Origin of the sequence: Rarobacter incanus, from assembly GCF_006715765.1 — a bacterium.
Lineage (GTDB): Bacteria > Actinomycetota > Actinomycetes > Actinomycetales > Cellulomonadaceae > Rarobacter > Rarobacter incanus.
On record NZ_VFNV01000001.1, the window covers coordinates 1,146,676 to 1,162,165 of the forward strand.

A 15,490-nucleotide genomic window follows, 5' to 3' on the forward strand; every position below is an offset into this window, starting at 1 on the left:
CCCAATCGCCGTTTTTTGGATATGGTGGACCAAACGCCTATCAAGGAGTGGTCCACGCATGGCAAAGCCTCAGCATGATCTGGTCGTTGTAGCAAACAGGCTCCCGGTCGATCTCAGACTCGGCGAGGACGGCAGCGCGACGTGGAAAAGGGCGCCCGGCGGGCTTGTGACCGCGCTGGCACCGCTCATGCAGTCCAACGAGGGCGCCTGGGTCGGCTGGACCGGCACCGCGGACCTAGCAATCGACCCGTTCGACGACGACGGGATCTGGATGGTCCCGGTCTCCTTGTCGGACAAGGAAATCAAGGAATACTACGAGGGGTTTTCGAACGACACCCTGTGGCCTCTTTACCACGACGTGATCGCGGCGCCCGCGTTCCACCGCGAGTGGTGGGAGACCTACAAAGAGGTCAACGAGCACTTCGCATCTATGGCGGACTACGCCGCCGCGGAGGGCGCCACCGTGTGGATTCAAGACTACCAATTGCAACTGGTGCCGCAGCTGCTGCGCGCCGCCCGCCCCGACCTGCGGATCGGGTATTTTCACCACATCCCGTTCCCCCCGCTCGAAATCTACTCGCAGCTGCCCTGGCGCAAGCAGGTGATCGAGGGACTGCTCGGCGCCGACCTGGTGGGTTTCCAACGCAACGGCGACGCGGCAAACTTCCTGCGCTGCGTGCGGCGACTGACGGACCACACCACCTCCGGCCAGCAGATCGACATCGACGATTCCGAAGACCGCCTGGTACGCCGCGCCCGCGCCGCGGCGTTCCCGATCTCCATAGATTCGGGGCGCTTCAACAAGCTGGCCAAGACACCCGAGGTGCGCGCCCGCGCGCAGGCCATCCGCGAAGAGCTTGGCAATCCCGAATGTGTCTTGCTCGGAGTCGATCGCCTCGATTACACCAAGGGCATTTTGCACCGCATCAAGGCCTTCGGCGAGGTACTGCAAATGGAAGAAATCGATCCCGCCAAGGTCACGCTCATCCAGGTGGCGAGCCCGAGCCGTGAAAACGTCGACGCCTACCAGCAGCTGCGCGAAGACGTGGAGATCCAAGTTGGCCGCATCAACGGCGAATTTGGCGGGATTGGGCACGCGGTCATCAACTACCTGCACCATTCCTATCCCATGGAAGAGATGGCGGCCCTGTACCTGGCCGCCGACGTGATGCTGGTCACCTCGCTGCGCGACGGGATGAACCTGGTCGCCAAGGAGTACGTCGCGGCCCGCTCCGACGACCGCGGCGTGCTGGTCCTTTCCGAATTCACGGGCGCGGCCGAAGAACTGCACGGCGCGCTACTGATCAACCCGCACGACATCGAGGGCACCAAGGCGCAGATACTCAAGGCCGTCAAGATGCCGGTCGCGGAGCAGCGCCGTCGCATGCGCCGCCTGCGCCGCCGCGTGCTCACCGACGACGTCGCGAAGTGGTCCAACACCTACCTGGCGACGCTCAGCGACGTTGTCACCAGCCAGCCCGAGCGCGTCGATACCCCGCCATCCGGGACGCTGGGGAGCGACCTGCGTTCCGCTCTAGAAGAATTTTCGGACGAGCGCTCCCCCCTCCTTATCGCATCGGATTTCGATGGCGTGCTGGCGCCGTTGGTGGATGACCCGTCCACGTCGCGGACAGTCCCGCGCGCGCAGCGCGCGCTGCGTCGCCTCGCGGCGTTGCCGCAGTCCCAGGTGTCGCTGGCGCTGGTATCCGGGCGCAGCCTGGAAACGCTGGCACAGCTGAGCGACGCCCCGGTGGGGACCGAGCTGATAGGGTCGCACGGCGCCGAGCGCGGGCGCATCACCGAAGCGGGGCTGGTCCGCGACCAATTGCAGCTCTCCGAAGGCGAACAATCACAACTGCGGCACGTCACCGAGGGCCTGGAAGAGATCGCGGCCCGGCATTCCGGGGTGTGGGTGGAAAAGAAGCCGGCGGCGTCCGTCCTGCACACGCGCATGTCCACCCACGACGGTGCCGAGCAGGCCTCGGCCGCCGCCATCGAGCTCGCCACCAGGCTGGGGCTGCGCCCCCTCGAAGGCAAGAACGTTGTCGAGATCCCCGTCATAGAGTCGACTAAGGGCCGCGGGCTGGACGCGCTGCGCGCCGAACTCGGATCGACCCACGTCCTGTACATGGGCGACGACGTGACCGACGAGCACGCCTTCGCCGTCCTGGGCGACCACGATCTCTCCATCAAGGTCGGTCCGGGGGATTCCATCGCCCGGTACCGGATCGCCGATAGCTCGGCGGCGGCCTTGGTGCTCGAAAGGCTGGCCGGGCTGCTCGCACCGCTGACCAAGCCCAAGGGCAAACCGCGGGCGCGCAAGAGCTGATCGGGTCCGCGGGCAGCTGCCGCCGCAGGTGACATCCGCCACATGCGAGCGGAGAACTCGTCCCATCTATTCCAAATCGTGGGCGGCCGCGCTAGGCTTGTGCATGTCGGGAAAACAACCGATAACAACACAATATCCATCCATTCACAACGGATCGTCCGGCACGTACCTGCCGGTGAAGGGAACGCATCATGGCTTCCGTGACTTTTGATCACGCCACCCGGATCTACCCGGGAACAGACCGCCCCGCGGTCAACGACCTCAACCTCCACATCGAAGACGGCGAGTTTCTGGTCCTAGTTGGCCCGTCCGGCTGCGGTAAATCAACATCGCTGCGCATGCTCGCTGGCCTTGAGGACGTCAATTCGGGTCGCATTTTGATCGGCGACCGCGATGTCACCCACGTACAGCCCAAAGACCGCGACATCGCGATGGTGTTTCAGAACTACGCGCTCTACCCGCACATGACCGTCGCCGAAAACATGGGCTTCGCGCTGAAGATCGCGGGTGTCGACAAGGAAGAAATCAGGAAGCGCGTCGAAGAGGCAGCAAAGATCCTGGACCTGACCGAGTACCTCGGCCGCAAGCCCAAGGCACTGTCCGGAGGCCAGCGACAGCGCGTCGCGATGGGACGCGCGATCGTCCGCCAGCCGCAGGTCTTCCTCATGGACGAGCCGCTGTCAAACCTTGACGCCAAGCTCCGCGTATCAACCCGCACTCAGATCGCATCGCTCCAGCGCCGCCTCGGGGTCACAACCGTCTACGTCACGCACGACCAGACCGAGGCCCTGACCATGGGCGACCGCATCGCGGTCCTCAAGGACGGGTTGCTGCAGCAGGTCGGCACCCCGCGCGAGATGTACGACACCCCGGTCAATGTGTTCGTCGCCGGGTTCATCGGGTCCCCCGCGATGAACATCGGCACTTTCGATGTGGCCGACGATGTCGCCCTGATCGGTGGTGCCCGCGTGCCGCTCCCCCGCTACGTGCTCGGAGAGTTGGCCAACGACGGCACCAAGAAGGTCACGATCGGGTTCCGCCCCGAATCGCTCGACATTGTCCCGCAAGAGGACGCCGGTGCCATCCCGGTCTACGTCAACCTTGTCGAAGAGCTGGGCTCGGACGCATTCGTATACGGTACCCTTGCTTCGGAAACAACCGGCCAGCACGTGGTTCCCCAGGGACAGGAAGTCATTGTCCGAGTGAACCCGCGTGCGGTTCCCGCCAAGGGTTCGGTCATCTACGTGAAGATCCGCTCGGGTCAAGAGCACATCTTCTCGTCCGTCACCGGGGAGCGCATCGCTTCCGCGTGACGCAGGTGGACGCTGGCCGACGTCGCTTTCAGTAATTCGGTCGCAGGCACGCCGTGACCGCTCAGGTCATGGCGTGCCTGCGTTTCACGGCCCGCGCGGGTACCCCCCGCATCCGCGCGGCCGCGATCGGAACATCCGCCGCGCAGCGGCCACCACCAGGAAGGAGATCGGCACGATATGGCAACGGAACTCCAGATCACATCAGCGTCGGCCGACCCCGACCTACTCGATCTGCCGTGGGATGTCGCATTGGCGCAATGGCCCGCGAGTGTGCTGGCCGCGCTGCCTCGGGGTCTGTCGCGGCACGTGGTGCGGTTTGTGCGCATGTCGGGGCGGGTCATTGCGATCAAGGAAATCTCCGACATCGTCGCGCACGGCGAATACGAGCTGCTGCGCAAGCTCGATCGGATGGACGTTCCCAGCGTCGTCCCGCTCGCGGTGATCACCGGGCGGGTGGATGCCGACGGCAATGCGCTCGAGGCCGCGCTGATCACCGAACACCTCCAGTATTCCCTTCCCTACCGCTCGCTGTTCAGCCACATCATGGGCGCGGACACCGCGACCAGGCTGATCGACGCGCTGGCGGTGCTGCTGGTGCGCCTCCACCTTGTCGGCTTCTACTGGGGCGATGTGTCGCTGTCCAACACGCTCTTTCGCCGCGACGCCGAAACATTTGCCGCGTACCTGGTGGACGCGGAGACGGGCGCGCTCTACCCCAAACTCACCATCGGGCAGCGCTCGTACGATGTGGACCTCGCGCGCACCAACATCATCGGCGAATTGATGGATCTGGAATCAGGCGGCGTACTGGACGAGGGCACCGACCTGATCGCCATCGGCGATTCCCTCGTTGAGCGTTACAACGAGCTGTGGGACGCGCTGACCCTCGAAGAGTCCTTTTCAAAGGATGAACGCTGGCGCGTCAACGAGCGGATCGAGCGAGTCCACTCGCTCGGATTCGACGTCGACGAGCTCGCCATGTCCACCGAAGACGGCGGCCGGCGCGTGCGCATCCGCCCCAAGGTCGTCGAGGCCGGTTACCACTCGCGCAGGCTGGCGCAGCTCACCGGCCTGGAGGTGCAGGAGCATCAGGCCCGCCGCCTGCTATCGGATCTGGAGCACTACTGCGCGTTCGGCGAGAATCCGGGCTCCTCCGAGACGAAGCTGGCGCACCAGTGGCTGACCGAGGTCTTCGAACCCACGATCCGGGCCGTCCCCGTGGCGCAACGCGGCAAGCTTCAGCCCGCCCAGCTATTCCACGAGGTTCTTGACCACCGCTGGTTCCTTTCCGAGCAGCAGTCGCGCGACGTCCCGATAATCGAGGCGGCGCGCTCATACGGTCATTCGGTGTTGCCGACCCGCGAGGCGGAGCAGGCGATCTTGGGGCTGACCCCCGAGCAGGCGGCGTCCATGGACGACGAGGCGATCGCCCGCGGTGTGGTGGACGACGACCTTGCCGAGGGCGACCTAGCCCAGCTGGGCCCCGACCTGTAGGGCGGGCGCCGCGCCGCGCGCCTAACCCGCCCCGACAATCGCTATTCGGTGCGCTGCTTCGCCACCTCGTAGAGGGTGATCCCCGCCGCAACGGCGGCGTTCAGGGATTCCACGCTCGCGGCGATGGGAATGGAGACGATCGCGTCGCAGGTCTCGCGCACCAGGCGCGAAAGGCCCTCGCCCTCCGCCCCGACCACGACCACCAGCGGGTCCGCCGCGAACGGAAGCGCCGCGAGCGGCACGTCGCCCCCGGCATCAAGCCCGATGACAAACACGCCGGACTTCTTCAGGTCGTTGAGGGTGCGCACCAGGTTGGTCACCCGGGCGACCGGCACGCGCGCGGCGGCCCCCGCCGAAACCTTCCACGCCGCAACCGTGACCCCCGCCGCGCGCCGCGCGGGAACCAGCACCCCGTGCGCGCCGAATGCCCCGGCGGACCGCAAAACGGCGCCAACATTGCGCGGGTCCGTCACCGAATCGAGTGCCACCAGCAAAGGCGCCTGCGCCTTCGCCTCGGCGCCATCGAGTAGGTCCTCGACATCGCAGTACTCGTAGGGGGCGACCAGGAGGGCGATGCCCTGGTGGGCCGCGCCATCCGTGAGATCCTCAAGGTACTGCCGGGACGTTTCGACGACGCCGAGCCCGCGTTCCGCGCACAGTCGCAGGGCCTCGGTGATCCGGTCGTCGCTTTCCAACCGGTTCGCGATGTACAGGGTGCGCGCCTGCACCCCGGCGCGCAGCGCCTCCAGCACGGGGTTGCGTCCGGCAACGATCTCGCCGTCGATCTCCCGCTGCCGGCGGGCTCGCCGCGCCACCGCAGCGGGTTGTTCCTTCGACTTGTAGGCCTTGTGGTAGGGCCTGTCCTCCGCCTTCGGGGTGGGCCCCTTGCCCTCCAGCGCCCGGCGGCTATTGCCGCCGGATCCCACCTTCGGCGTCTTGGTGTGCTTGCGGACCGCCCCGCGCCGCTGCGAATTGCCCGCCATTATTGTTCCTTCTCGTTGTCCAGCAAAGTCCACCTGGCCCCCGCGGGGCCGTCCTCGACATGAATTCCCGCCGCCGTGAGCACGTCGCGGACCCGGTCGGCGGTCGCGAAGTCGCGCTCGGCGCGCGCCTGCTTCCTGACGGCCAGTTGCGCCTCGACCAGATACCCGAGCGCGTCCATGGCCCGATTGTCCCGCGCGCTGGCCCACTGCGGTGCCCCCGGGTCCAGCCCCAGCACATCCAAGATCGCGCGCACCTGCACCAGCGCCTCGCGCACCCGGGAATCGTCAGCATCAGCCAACGCAGAATTACCGTCGCGCACCAGGTCGTGGACAACGGCCAACGCGGCAGGAACATTGAGATTGTCGTCGAAAGCTCGCACGGCGCGCAGGTCCAACGCGCTGGCGCCGACCTCGTCCTCGCTGACCGTCCCGACTCGTTCGCTGGCGCGTTGCACAAATCCGCTGAATCGCGCCCAGTTAGCGGCCGCATCGTGCAGCGTCTGTTCGGACCATTCGATCATTGAGGAATACTGCGCGCCACCCAGCGCCAACCGCAGCACCGCCGCCTCGTGCTCTCGCAGGATCTCCGTGACGGCCAGCCCGTTACCGAGCGACTTGCCCATCTTCGCTCCGGCCACGGTGACCCACGCCGAGTGCATCCAGTAGCGCGCGAATCCGTCACCGGCAGCGTTGGATTGCGCCATCTCGTTCTCGTGGTGCGGAAAGCGCAGGTCCAGCCCGCCGCCGTGGATATCGAATTCGGGCCCCAGGTAGCGCGTGGCCATTGCGGAGCATTCCAAATGCCACCCGGGCCGCCCCACGCCGAACGGCGTGTGCCAGCTGGCCGTCGCCGGTTCGCCATCCTTCGGCGCCTTCCACAGCGCGAAGTCGCGCGGGTCGCGTTTGGCGGACCCGTCGTCGCCCGCGCCTTCGCCGTCCCCCGCCAGCGTCGCGTCGTCGCGCTGGTTTGTCAGCGACCCGTACTGCGGCCAGGAACCGGTATCGAAGTACACGTTTCCGGGCGTCGTGGTGTAGGCGTGGCCGCGGGCAATCAGCCGCTCCATCAGCTCGATCATCTCGGGGACGTGCCCCGTCGCGTGCGGCTCGTAGGTGGGACGCAGGTTGCCGAGCGCGTCGTAGGCCGCGGTGAAGTACTGCTCGTTGATGTACGCCCACGCCCACCAGGGTTCGCCCGCCCGCGCGGCCTTCGCCAGGATCTTGTCGTCGATATCCGTGACGTTGCGAACCATGGTGACCTTGTTACCCGCGCGGCGCAACCAGCGCACCAAGATGTCGAACGCAACGGCGGAGCGCATATGGCCGATGTGCGGCGGCGACTGCACCGTCGCGCCACAAACGTAGATTCCGACCTGTCCCGCCACGCGTGGGACGAACGGACGGACCGTGCGGGTTGCAGTGTCGAAAAGTTGTAGAGCCACGTTGCAAGGGTACCTTTCCTGGCGGTTCGCGCGCCCGGGCCCGCGTCGCCTAGCCTGAATGTGTCGGCGCGTCCGCGCTGCGGTACACGATCGCCGTCGCTATCGCCGCCGCGCCCTCGGCCCGCCCCGTTAGCCCCAAACCGTCAGTCGTGGTGGCAATCACGGTGACGTCCGCACCCGCCGCCGCCGTGAGTTGCGCTTGCGCCTCGTGGCGCCGCGGGGCGAACTTCGGTCGATTGGCAATGAGCTGGACGCTCACGTTGCCGATTTCAAACCCATTGGCACGGACGAGTTCCGCGCAATGCCGCAGTAGCGTCGCGCCGGAGGCACCGCTCCACCGCGGATCCCCGGTGCCAAATATCGTTCCCAGGTCCCCGATTCCTGCGGCGCTAAGCAGCGCATCGCAGGATGCGTGCGCCACGACGTCGGCGTCGGAGTGCCCGTCTAGTCCGCCGTCATCCGCCCACTTCAGCCCCGCGACCCACAGCGGCCTGCCGCTGCCGGGCGCCGTGAATGCGTGGACATCGACACCGGTGCCCACGCGCGGAATGGCGAAATGCGGGCTCATGTGTCAGGGGCCTACCGGCATATCCCGAAGCGTCAGGAAGCCAGCACCTTGTTAAGCAGTTCCTCCGCGACGCCCTCATCCGTGCGCTCCGCCAACGCGAGCTCGGAGACCAGGATCTGGCGGGCGCGCGCAAGCATCCGCTTCTCGCCGGTCGAAAGCCCCCGGTCGGTGCTGCGACGCGAGAGGTCACGAACCACTTCCGCAACCTTGATGACGTCACCCGACGCAATTTTCTCGACGTTCGCCTTGAAACGCCGCGACCAGTTGGCGGGTTCTTCGCATTCTTGCGCCCGTAACACCTCAAAGACGCGGTCGAGGCCTTCTTGGCCGACGACGTCGCGCACACCGACCAGGTCGATGTTGTCAGCGGGAACCTCGATGGTCAGATCACCCTGGGTGACACGGAGCTTGAGGTAGACCTTGTCCTGCCCACGGATAGTACGCGTCTTGATCTCTTCGATCGTTGCGGCACCGTGATGTGGGTAAACAACGGTCTCGCCAACTGTGAACGTCATGTGCAGATGTCCCCTTTCGCGGATCTCTATTCTATCACGAGGGGAATTTCACACTAAGATGGTCGTTTGGGCCGAAATGCCCGTTCACAACCGTCTTTCAGAACCGTTCGCCAGGGAGTTGTAAGTGCGTACCTCCGGAACCCGTCGCCGCGCGGCGATCATCGCAACCACGATCGCGGGCCTCGTCGCTGTGTCTGCTTGCAGCCCCGTGACAACCGACATGAACTACGCGCCGTCCGACGGGGTGCGCGCGAGCGTGAGCACGGTGACCGGAATCAATCTGCTTGCCGTCGCCAACGACGAGGGCACGCGCGCGAACTTTGTGGGCGCGTTCACCAACTCAGGGAGCGAGTCGGTCAACGTGACTCTGGAGATTCCGACCGGCACCATAGTCGCCGACAAGACCGTTGCCGCCCGCGGGCTCGTTGATTACAACCAGGACACGCCGCTTTCCCTTCAGGACCTGAGCGGGGCCAAGCCCGGCACGTTCTTGACCGCCACGATCAAGGCGGGCGACCAGAGCACGCAGGTGCGGATCCCGGTGCTTGGGCACCGCGAGGAGCAGGGCGTGGACCACTACAACGATCTGGTTCCCAGCGGCGAGTAGCCCGCGGCGGACGTCGCGGGGGCGGCCCGCAGGCGGCCAAGGGGCCGGCCCAACCGCGACGACACCCTCTTTAGCCGAAGCGGCCCGAGATGTAGTCTTCGGTCGCGGCGACCGACGGCGTCGAGAAGATCGTCGAGGTGTTGTCGATTTCGATCAGCTTGCCGGGCTTACCGGTCCCCGCGATATTGAAGAAGGCCGTCCTGTCACTCACGCGGGCGGCCTGCTGCATGTTGTGCGTCACGATCACGATCGTGAAGCGCTCCTTGAGCTCCGTGATCAGATCCTCGATCGCGAGCGTTGAAATCGGGTCCAGCGCCGAGCACGGTTCGTCCATCAGCAACACGTCCGGCTGCACCGCGATCGCGCGGGCGATGCACAGGCGCTGCTGCTGACCGCCCGACAGGGAGGCGCCGGGTCGATCGAGGCGGTCCTTGACCTCGTTCCACAGGTTCGCGCCGCGCAGGGAATGCTCCACGATCTGGTCGGCGTCGGACTTCGAAATCCGCTTGTTGTTGAGCTTGATGCCCGCAAGCACGTTTTCCGCGATCGACATGGTCGGGAACGGATTGGGTCGCTGAAAGACCATCCCGATGTGCCGGCGCACCGCGACCGGGTCGATCCCCGGGCCGTACAGGTCGGTTCCGTCGATCAGCGCCTCGCCGGTCACCCGCGCCCCCGGAATGACCTCATGCATCCGGTTGAGGGTGCGCAAGAACGTCGACTTGCCGCACCCCGACGGCCCGATCAGCGCCGTGACCTGGCGCGGCTCGATAGACATCGTGACGCCCTCGACGGCAAGAAAATCGCCGTAATACACGTTCAGGTCCTTGACATCAATTCTCTTCGACATCTCTTCGTTTCCTATCCGACGGTCCCGATAACGCACACTTGGGTGCGGGGAGGCGGGACTCGTCCATCAAAATTCCTGTAAATTACTTGGCGATCTTCGGCGAGAACTTCTTGGCGATAAAACGGGCCAGCAGGTTGAGCGCCATCACGATGATGATCAGCGTCAATGCGGCCGCCCACGCGCGATCGATGCCGACTCCGCCCTTGGAATACTCGGTGTATGCAAACACCGGCAGGGTCGCCATGCGGCCGGAAAACACGTCGTAATTCACGCGCGTCATCATCCCCACCGCAATGAGCAAGGGAGCGGTTTCACCGATGACCCGCGCGATTGCGAGCATCACGCCGGTGACGATTCCCGCAATCGACGTGCGCAGCACGACCTTGACGATCGTGAGCCACTTCGGCACGCCGAGCGCGTACGCCGCCTCGCGCAGTTCGTTCGGGACGATTCGCAGCATTTCCTCGACGCTGCGGATCACGACCGGAGTCATCAATAGCGCCAGCGCCACCGCGCCCATGACGCCCGCGCGATACGCGGGCCCCGCCACCAGGGTGAAGACCGCGAACGCAAACAGCCCCGCGACGATCGACGGGATTCCGGTCATGACGTCAACGAAGAACGTGATGGCGCGCGACAGCCGCCCACCGTTGCCGTATTCGACCAAATAGATGGCCGTCAGCAGGCCGATGGGCACGGCGATGACCGCAGCGACGAGGGTGATCAGCAAGGTCCCAACGATTGCGTGCGCGGCACCGCCAGAGGTCATTGACCCGAACACGCCAACCATGTCGGTTGTCAGGAACGACCAGCCGAACAGCTTCGCCCCGCGCTCAACCACGATCCACAGCAGTGAAACCAGCGGCACCAACGCGATTGCGAAGGCGATGTAGATCAGCGCCCTAGATAGCCCGTTCGCGAACCGGCGCGAGCGTGAAATGGGCGGAAACGCCAGCGCGGCAGGCAGCGCCTGGTTCTCAGTAAGTGCGCTCATGTCAGTTTGCCCCCGAAAAGTCCTTGCGCCGGGCAATGATGGCCCGTGCGCCCATGTTGACCAGGAAGGTGAATACGAACAGCGCCAACCCGGTCGCGATCAGCACAGACACCGACAGGCCCGAGGCCTCGGGGAATTGCGCGGCGATGTTCGCGGCGATCGTTTGGTGCTGGCCCGGCTTGAGGAGATAGAACGAGTACAGGAATCCCGGGGAAATGACCATCAGCACGGCCATCGTTTCACCGAGAGCCCGGCCAAGGCCCAGCATCGCAGCGGAGATCACACCGGAGCGGCCGAAGGGCAGCACCGCCATCTTGATGAGTTCCCACTTGGTGGCGCCCAGCGCCAACGCCGCCTCCTCGTGCAGCTTTGGGGTTTGCAAGAAGACTTCGCGCGCGACCGCGGTGATGATCGGAAGGATCATCACGGCGAGCACCAGCGACGCCGAGAGCACATTCTTGGCGGGCGCCTGATAATCCGCGAATAGGGGTATGAAGCCAAGGGTCTTCGAAAGCCACGTGAACACCGGGTTCAGCACCGGCAGCAGCCACAGGGCGCCCCACAGCCCGAACACAACCGACGGGATCGCGGCCAGCAGGTCGATCACGTAGGCGAGCGTTTGCGCTACGCGCCGCGGCGCATAGTGCGAAATGAACAGGGCAATCCCGAGAGAGAGCGGCACCGCGAAAACTAGCGCCAGAACGGAAGATAGCAACGTCCCGAACACCAGCGGCCCGATGTAGCCCGCAAGCGACGTGCTCTTGAACCACGAGATCTTTTCGAGATCGCTGGTCTTTGCCGTCAGCGCCGGCCACGCCTCGATGATCAAGAACACCGCTACGGCGGCCAGGACCACGAGGATGAAGATGCCGGCAGCCCGCGACAGGCCGGAAAACAAGACGCTCCCCCACTGGGGCCGTCCTATGGCTTTGATGTCTGAGGTGGCAGGCTCTGCCTTCACCTCGACCGTGGTTGTTGCGGGCCGTTCGGTGAGCACGCGACGCTCCTTGGTTTGTGCCGTCAGATTCATAGTGTTCGCACTCGAGCCCGGCGCGGGATCGGCAGCGGATTCACGCTCCCAATCCCGCACCGGGCTGTCGAATGATCGGCGCTGCTACTAGCCGGCCAACTTGATGGAGTCGATGGCGCTCTGTACTTCGGCGCTCAGCGCCGACGAAATCGGTGCCGATCCGGCGACCGCGGCGTCAGCGGCCCGCGCCTGCCCCTCGGAGCTGGCGACGTAGGTCAGGAAGGCCTTGACGTTGTCGACATCGGCCTGCTTGTCGTAGACCGAGCAAGCGATCTCGTACGAGACGAGAACCAGCGGGTAGGCGCCGGCCTCGGTTGTCTTGCGGTCGAGCTCAACGACCAGGCGGTTTGACGTGGCGTTGGCCGCGCGCGGGGAAGCGTCAACGACCTTGGCAGCGGCCTCGGCCGAGTAGGGAACGTAGTCGTCCCCGACCTTGATCGCTACGGTACCCAGGTCGCCGGCGCGGGAGGCGTCAGCGTAGCCGATCGCGCCCTCGGCACCCGAGACGGTGTCGACCATGCCCTGAGTTTTGGCACCGGACTGGCCGCCATCGATCGGCCACGTCCCGCTGGCCTCATGCGTCCAGGCGCCGTCCGAGGCCTTTTCGAGGTAGTCCGTGAAGTTCTCGGTCGTGCCCGATTCGTCCGAACGGTGGACCGGGATGATGGCGGTCGAGGGAAGCTTCACATCGGGGTTTTGCTCGGCAATTGCCTTGTCATCCCAGGTGGTGATCTCGCCCGCGAAAATCTTCGCGAGGGTCGCCGCGTCGAGGTTCAGGTGCTCGGCGCCCAGCCCGGGCAGGTTGTAGATGACCGCGATCGGGCTCACGTACACGGGAAGTTCCAGGGCCTCGCCGCCGAAGCAACGCTCCTTGGCCGACGCGATCTCCTCATCGGACAGCGCGGCATCCGAGCCCGCAAACTGCACCGCACCCGAGAGGAACTGCTCGCGCCCCGCGCCCGATCCCTGCGGGTCGTAGGTGACCGTCACGCCAGGCTCCTGGTCGTTGAATCCAGCGACCCACCCCTCCATGGCCTTTTCCTGCGACGAAGCGCCGGAGCCTGCCAGCTGGCCCGACAGCGAACCGGCCGCTGCGGAGCTCTGGCCACCGGTGGCGTTCGATGCCGAAGACGATGATTCCGACGAGCTGGAGCATGCTCCGAGCGTCAGGGCGAGGGCACCGACAACGGCTACTCCACCCCAGCGAGAACGACGGTTCAGGTTCACGATAGTGTCCATCCTTTTTAGCAATGTGGGCGTCACATGCCATCAGCGGTTCGCCAACGACAAGTTGCACGCTACGCACCGCGGGTAGCCAGCGGCTTGGCTACAGGTGAACAAAGGGTGAACGATCAAAATACGTTGCGGGACGCCCCTACGCTTCGCTGATATCGGCGAACCGGTAACCCAGACCGCGCACGGTCAGGACCAGCGTTGGTGCGGATGGATCCTGCTCGATCTTGGCGCGGATTCGCTTGACGTGAACGTCCAGCGTCTTGGTGTCGCCAACGTAATCCGACCCCCAGATCCGATCAATGAGTTGCCCCCGCGTGAGCACCCGCCCCGCGTTTCGCATCAGGTACTCGAGCAACTCGAATTCCTTCAACGGGAATGCAACACCCGCACCGCGCACTTCCACCTCGTGCCTATCGATGTTGACTTTCACGGGTCCTATCTCCAGTACGGAGTCCTGATCTTCCGCGGTCGGGGCGCCGTCGTCGCTTGTCGACCTTCGCAGCACGGCGCGCATGCGCGCCAGTAGTTCGCGGAAAGAATAAGGCTTCGTGACGTAGTCGTCGGCGCCTATCTCCAGGCCCACGATCTTGTCGACTTCCGCATCCTTGGCGGTGAGCATGATCACCGGGACGTCGGACTTCTTGCGGATCTCGCGGCACACCTCGGTGCCGGACAGTCCCGGCAGCATCAAATCGAGCAGCACGATGTCTGCTCCCGCGGCCTCGAAAGCGTGCAGTGCGCTCTTTCCGTCGGCCACAGCGGTGACCGCGAACCCTTCGCGTTCCAATTGGTAGGACAGGGATTCGCGGTAGGAATCCTCGTCCTCAACTATTAGCACGCTGGTCATGAAGTGCGTCTCCTATCTGGGAATGTAGCTGGGAGGGGGAAGGCCCGGGGTGTGGCTCCGGAATGAAAAGCGTGAAGGTGGAGCCTTGGCCCGGCACCGACCACACATCGACGCGCCCACCGTGGTCCTGCGCGACGTGTTTGACAATGGCCAATCCCAGGCCGGTCCCGCCGGTGTCCCTGGCCCGGGCCGGATCGGCCCGGTAGAAGCGTTCGAAGATGCGTTCTCGATCCGCGGCACTGAGCCCGATGCCGTGGTCAACGACCTGAATGCCGACCATTCCGGCCTCCGCAGTCACGCCGATGTGAATGGTGCTGCCGGGAGGGGAGTACGCGCTGGCGTTCGCGAGCAGGTTCCGCACGGCGGTCACCAGCAGGTCGTGGTCGCCGTAGACGCGGTGCTCGCTCGGTTCGGGCAGGATGATGGCCTGGTCGCGCCCGCTGGCGACGACCCGCACCGCGTCTGCCGCCTCGCTGACAACCTCATCGACGCTGACCTCCCGCAGATCCATGAGCGCGGCGGCGCCCTGCAGCCGTGAAAGCTCGATGATGTCGTGCACTAGCGCCGCGAGCCGCGTCGCCTCCTGCTGGGTCTTCGCGGCGAACCGCCGCACGGCGACCGGGTCGTCCGCCGCCGCCTCGAGGGTTTCCGCGAGCAGGCTAATCGCCCCGACCGGGGTCTTCAGTTCGTGCGAGACGTTCACGGCGAAGTCCTGCCGAATCTGTTCCATACGCCTGGCGCGCGTGTGGTCCTCGGCGAAGATCACGACGATGTCGTTGGTCAGGTGCGCGATTCGCACCTCGACGGTCTGCTTTTCGGTCCCGGTGCGGGGAAACTCGATTTCCTGATCGATGATGTCGCCCGTCCTGCGGACTTGATCGACGAGTTCCCTCAACTCCGCATGAACCAGGTACTCACCGCGCACCATCCCCATGGCGTATGCCGCGGGGCTCGCCCGCAGGACGACGTCGCCGGGCCCCAGCGCGATCACCGCGGAGCGCAAGACCGACAGCACCCGCACGATCTGGTCGTCGAGTTCCGGTTCAACCGGCGGCTGCACGCGCTGCTGCGCCTTCTCCGACTGCCGGAATGCTATGCCCGCGACCAAGCCCACCGATAGTCCGAGCAGGCCCGCGAGCAGCAATGGCCAGGCCGACCCGTTTGCGATAGTGGTGTCCACCAGCTCAGCCTAGTGGCGGATCGCACCGATGGCGCACGGTATCCATCGGCGTGCAACGAATTCACGATCCGTCCACCAGGAGTTCACCTGGGCGTCCCCCCGCGC

General features: G+C 65.3%; 14 protein-coding genes. 4 read left to right on the forward strand and 10 right to left on the reverse strand.

What is annotated here, in order from left to right; translation table 11 throughout:
- Positions 1-58 precede the first annotated feature (58 nt).
- The 3 genes from FB389_RS04895 to FB389_RS04905 all read left to right on the forward strand — a co-directional run bounded on the left by FB389_RS04895 (position 59) and on the right by FB389_RS04905 (position 5,136).
- Complete coding sequence (locus FB389_RS04895; RefSeq protein ID WP_142111628.1) at positions 59-2,329, forward strand: bifunctional alpha,alpha-trehalose-phosphate synthase (UDP-forming)/trehalose-phosphatase; 2,271 nt, start codon at positions 59-61, stop codon at positions 2,327-2,329.
- A 191-nt stretch (positions 2,330-2,520) separates the two neighbouring features.
- Entirely contained in the window at positions 2,521-3,642 is a 1,122-nt protein-coding gene (locus tag FB389_RS04900; RefSeq protein ID WP_142111629.1) for an ABC transporter ATP-binding protein, read from the forward strand.
- Between the two features lie 177 nt (positions 3,643-3,819).
- Complete coding sequence (locus FB389_RS04905) at positions 3,820-5,136, forward strand: DUF4032 domain-containing protein (protein WP_142111630.1); 1,317 nt, start codon at positions 3,820-3,822, stop codon at positions 5,134-5,136.
- A gap of 41 nt (positions 5,137-5,177) precedes the next feature.
- Here FB389_RS04905 and rlmB read toward each other — a convergent pair whose 3' ends face one another.
- The 4 genes from rlmB to FB389_RS04925 are packed head-to-tail and all read right to left on the reverse strand — an operon-like array spanning position 5,178 to position 8,641.
- Positions 5,178-6,119: a 23S rRNA (guanosine(2251)-2'-O)-methyltransferase RlmB gene (gene rlmB, locus FB389_RS04910; protein WP_142111631.1), complete on the reverse strand. Its 942-nt coding sequence runs from the start codon at positions 6,117-6,119 to the stop codon at positions 5,178-5,180.
- Positions 6,119-7,558 carry a cysteine--tRNA ligase gene (gene cysS / locus FB389_RS04915; protein ID WP_142111632.1) on the reverse strand — a complete coding sequence of 480 codons (1,440 nt, stop codon included), beginning with the start codon at positions 7,556-7,558 and terminating at the stop codon, positions 6,119-6,121. The genes rlmB and cysS overlap by 1 nt, the downstream gene beginning before the upstream one ends.
- A gap of 49 nt (positions 7,559-7,607) precedes the next feature.
- A complete protein-coding gene (gene ispF, locus FB389_RS04920; protein WP_142111633.1) occupies positions 7,608-8,126 on the reverse strand; it encodes a 2-C-methyl-D-erythritol 2,4-cyclodiphosphate synthase in 519 nt (172 codons plus the stop codon).
- 32 nt (positions 8,127-8,158) lie between these two features.
- Positions 8,159-8,641, reverse strand: a complete 483-nt coding sequence (locus tag FB389_RS04925) for a CarD family transcriptional regulator (protein WP_142111634.1) — start codon at positions 8,639-8,641, stop codon at positions 8,159-8,161.
- 124 nt (positions 8,642-8,765) lie between these two features.
- Here FB389_RS04925 and FB389_RS04930 point away from each other — a divergent pair, with 124 nt between their 5' ends.
- Positions 8,766-9,248 carry a hypothetical protein gene (locus tag FB389_RS04930; protein WP_142111635.1) on the forward strand — a complete coding sequence of 161 codons (483 nt, stop codon included), beginning with the start codon at positions 8,766-8,768 and terminating at the stop codon, positions 9,246-9,248.
- Positions 9,249-9,318: 70 nt separating this feature from the next.
- On the opposite strand, the gene pstB is transcribed toward FB389_RS04930, so the two are convergent.
- From pstB to FB389_RS04960, 6 genes are all read right to left on the reverse strand, one after another.
- A complete protein-coding gene (gene pstB, locus FB389_RS04935; RefSeq protein WP_142111636.1) occupies positions 9,319-10,098 on the reverse strand; it encodes a phosphate ABC transporter ATP-binding protein PstB in 780 nt (259 codons plus the stop codon).
- Between the two features lie 82 nt (positions 10,099-10,180).
- Positions 10,181-11,092, reverse strand: a complete 912-nt coding sequence (pstA, locus tag FB389_RS04940; protein WP_142111637.1) for a phosphate ABC transporter permease PstA — start codon at positions 11,090-11,092, stop codon at positions 10,181-10,183.
- Between the two features lies 1 nt (position 11,093).
- Positions 11,094-12,122, reverse strand: a complete 1,029-nt coding sequence (pstC, locus tag FB389_RS04945) for a phosphate ABC transporter permease subunit PstC (RefSeq protein WP_142111638.1) — start codon at positions 12,120-12,122, stop codon at positions 11,094-11,096.
- Positions 12,123-12,209: 87 nt separating this feature from the next.
- Positions 12,210-13,361 (reverse strand): phosphate ABC transporter substrate-binding protein PstS, encoded by a 1,152-nt coding sequence (pstS, locus tag FB389_RS04950; protein ID WP_142111639.1) that lies wholly within the window; start codon positions 13,359-13,361, stop codon positions 12,210-12,212.
- A 136-nt stretch (positions 13,362-13,497) separates the two neighbouring features.
- On the reverse strand, positions 13,498-14,205 hold the full coding sequence (locus FB389_RS04955; protein WP_142111640.1) for a response regulator transcription factor: 708 nt from the start codon (positions 14,203-14,205) through the stop codon (positions 13,498-13,500).
- Positions 14,183-15,385 carry a sensor histidine kinase gene (locus FB389_RS04960; protein WP_246043525.1) on the reverse strand — a complete coding sequence of 401 codons (1,203 nt, stop codon included), beginning with the start codon at positions 15,383-15,385 and terminating at the stop codon, positions 14,183-14,185. The genes FB389_RS04955 and FB389_RS04960 overlap by 23 nt, the downstream gene beginning before the upstream one ends.
- Positions 15,386-15,490 lie beyond the last annotated feature (105 nt).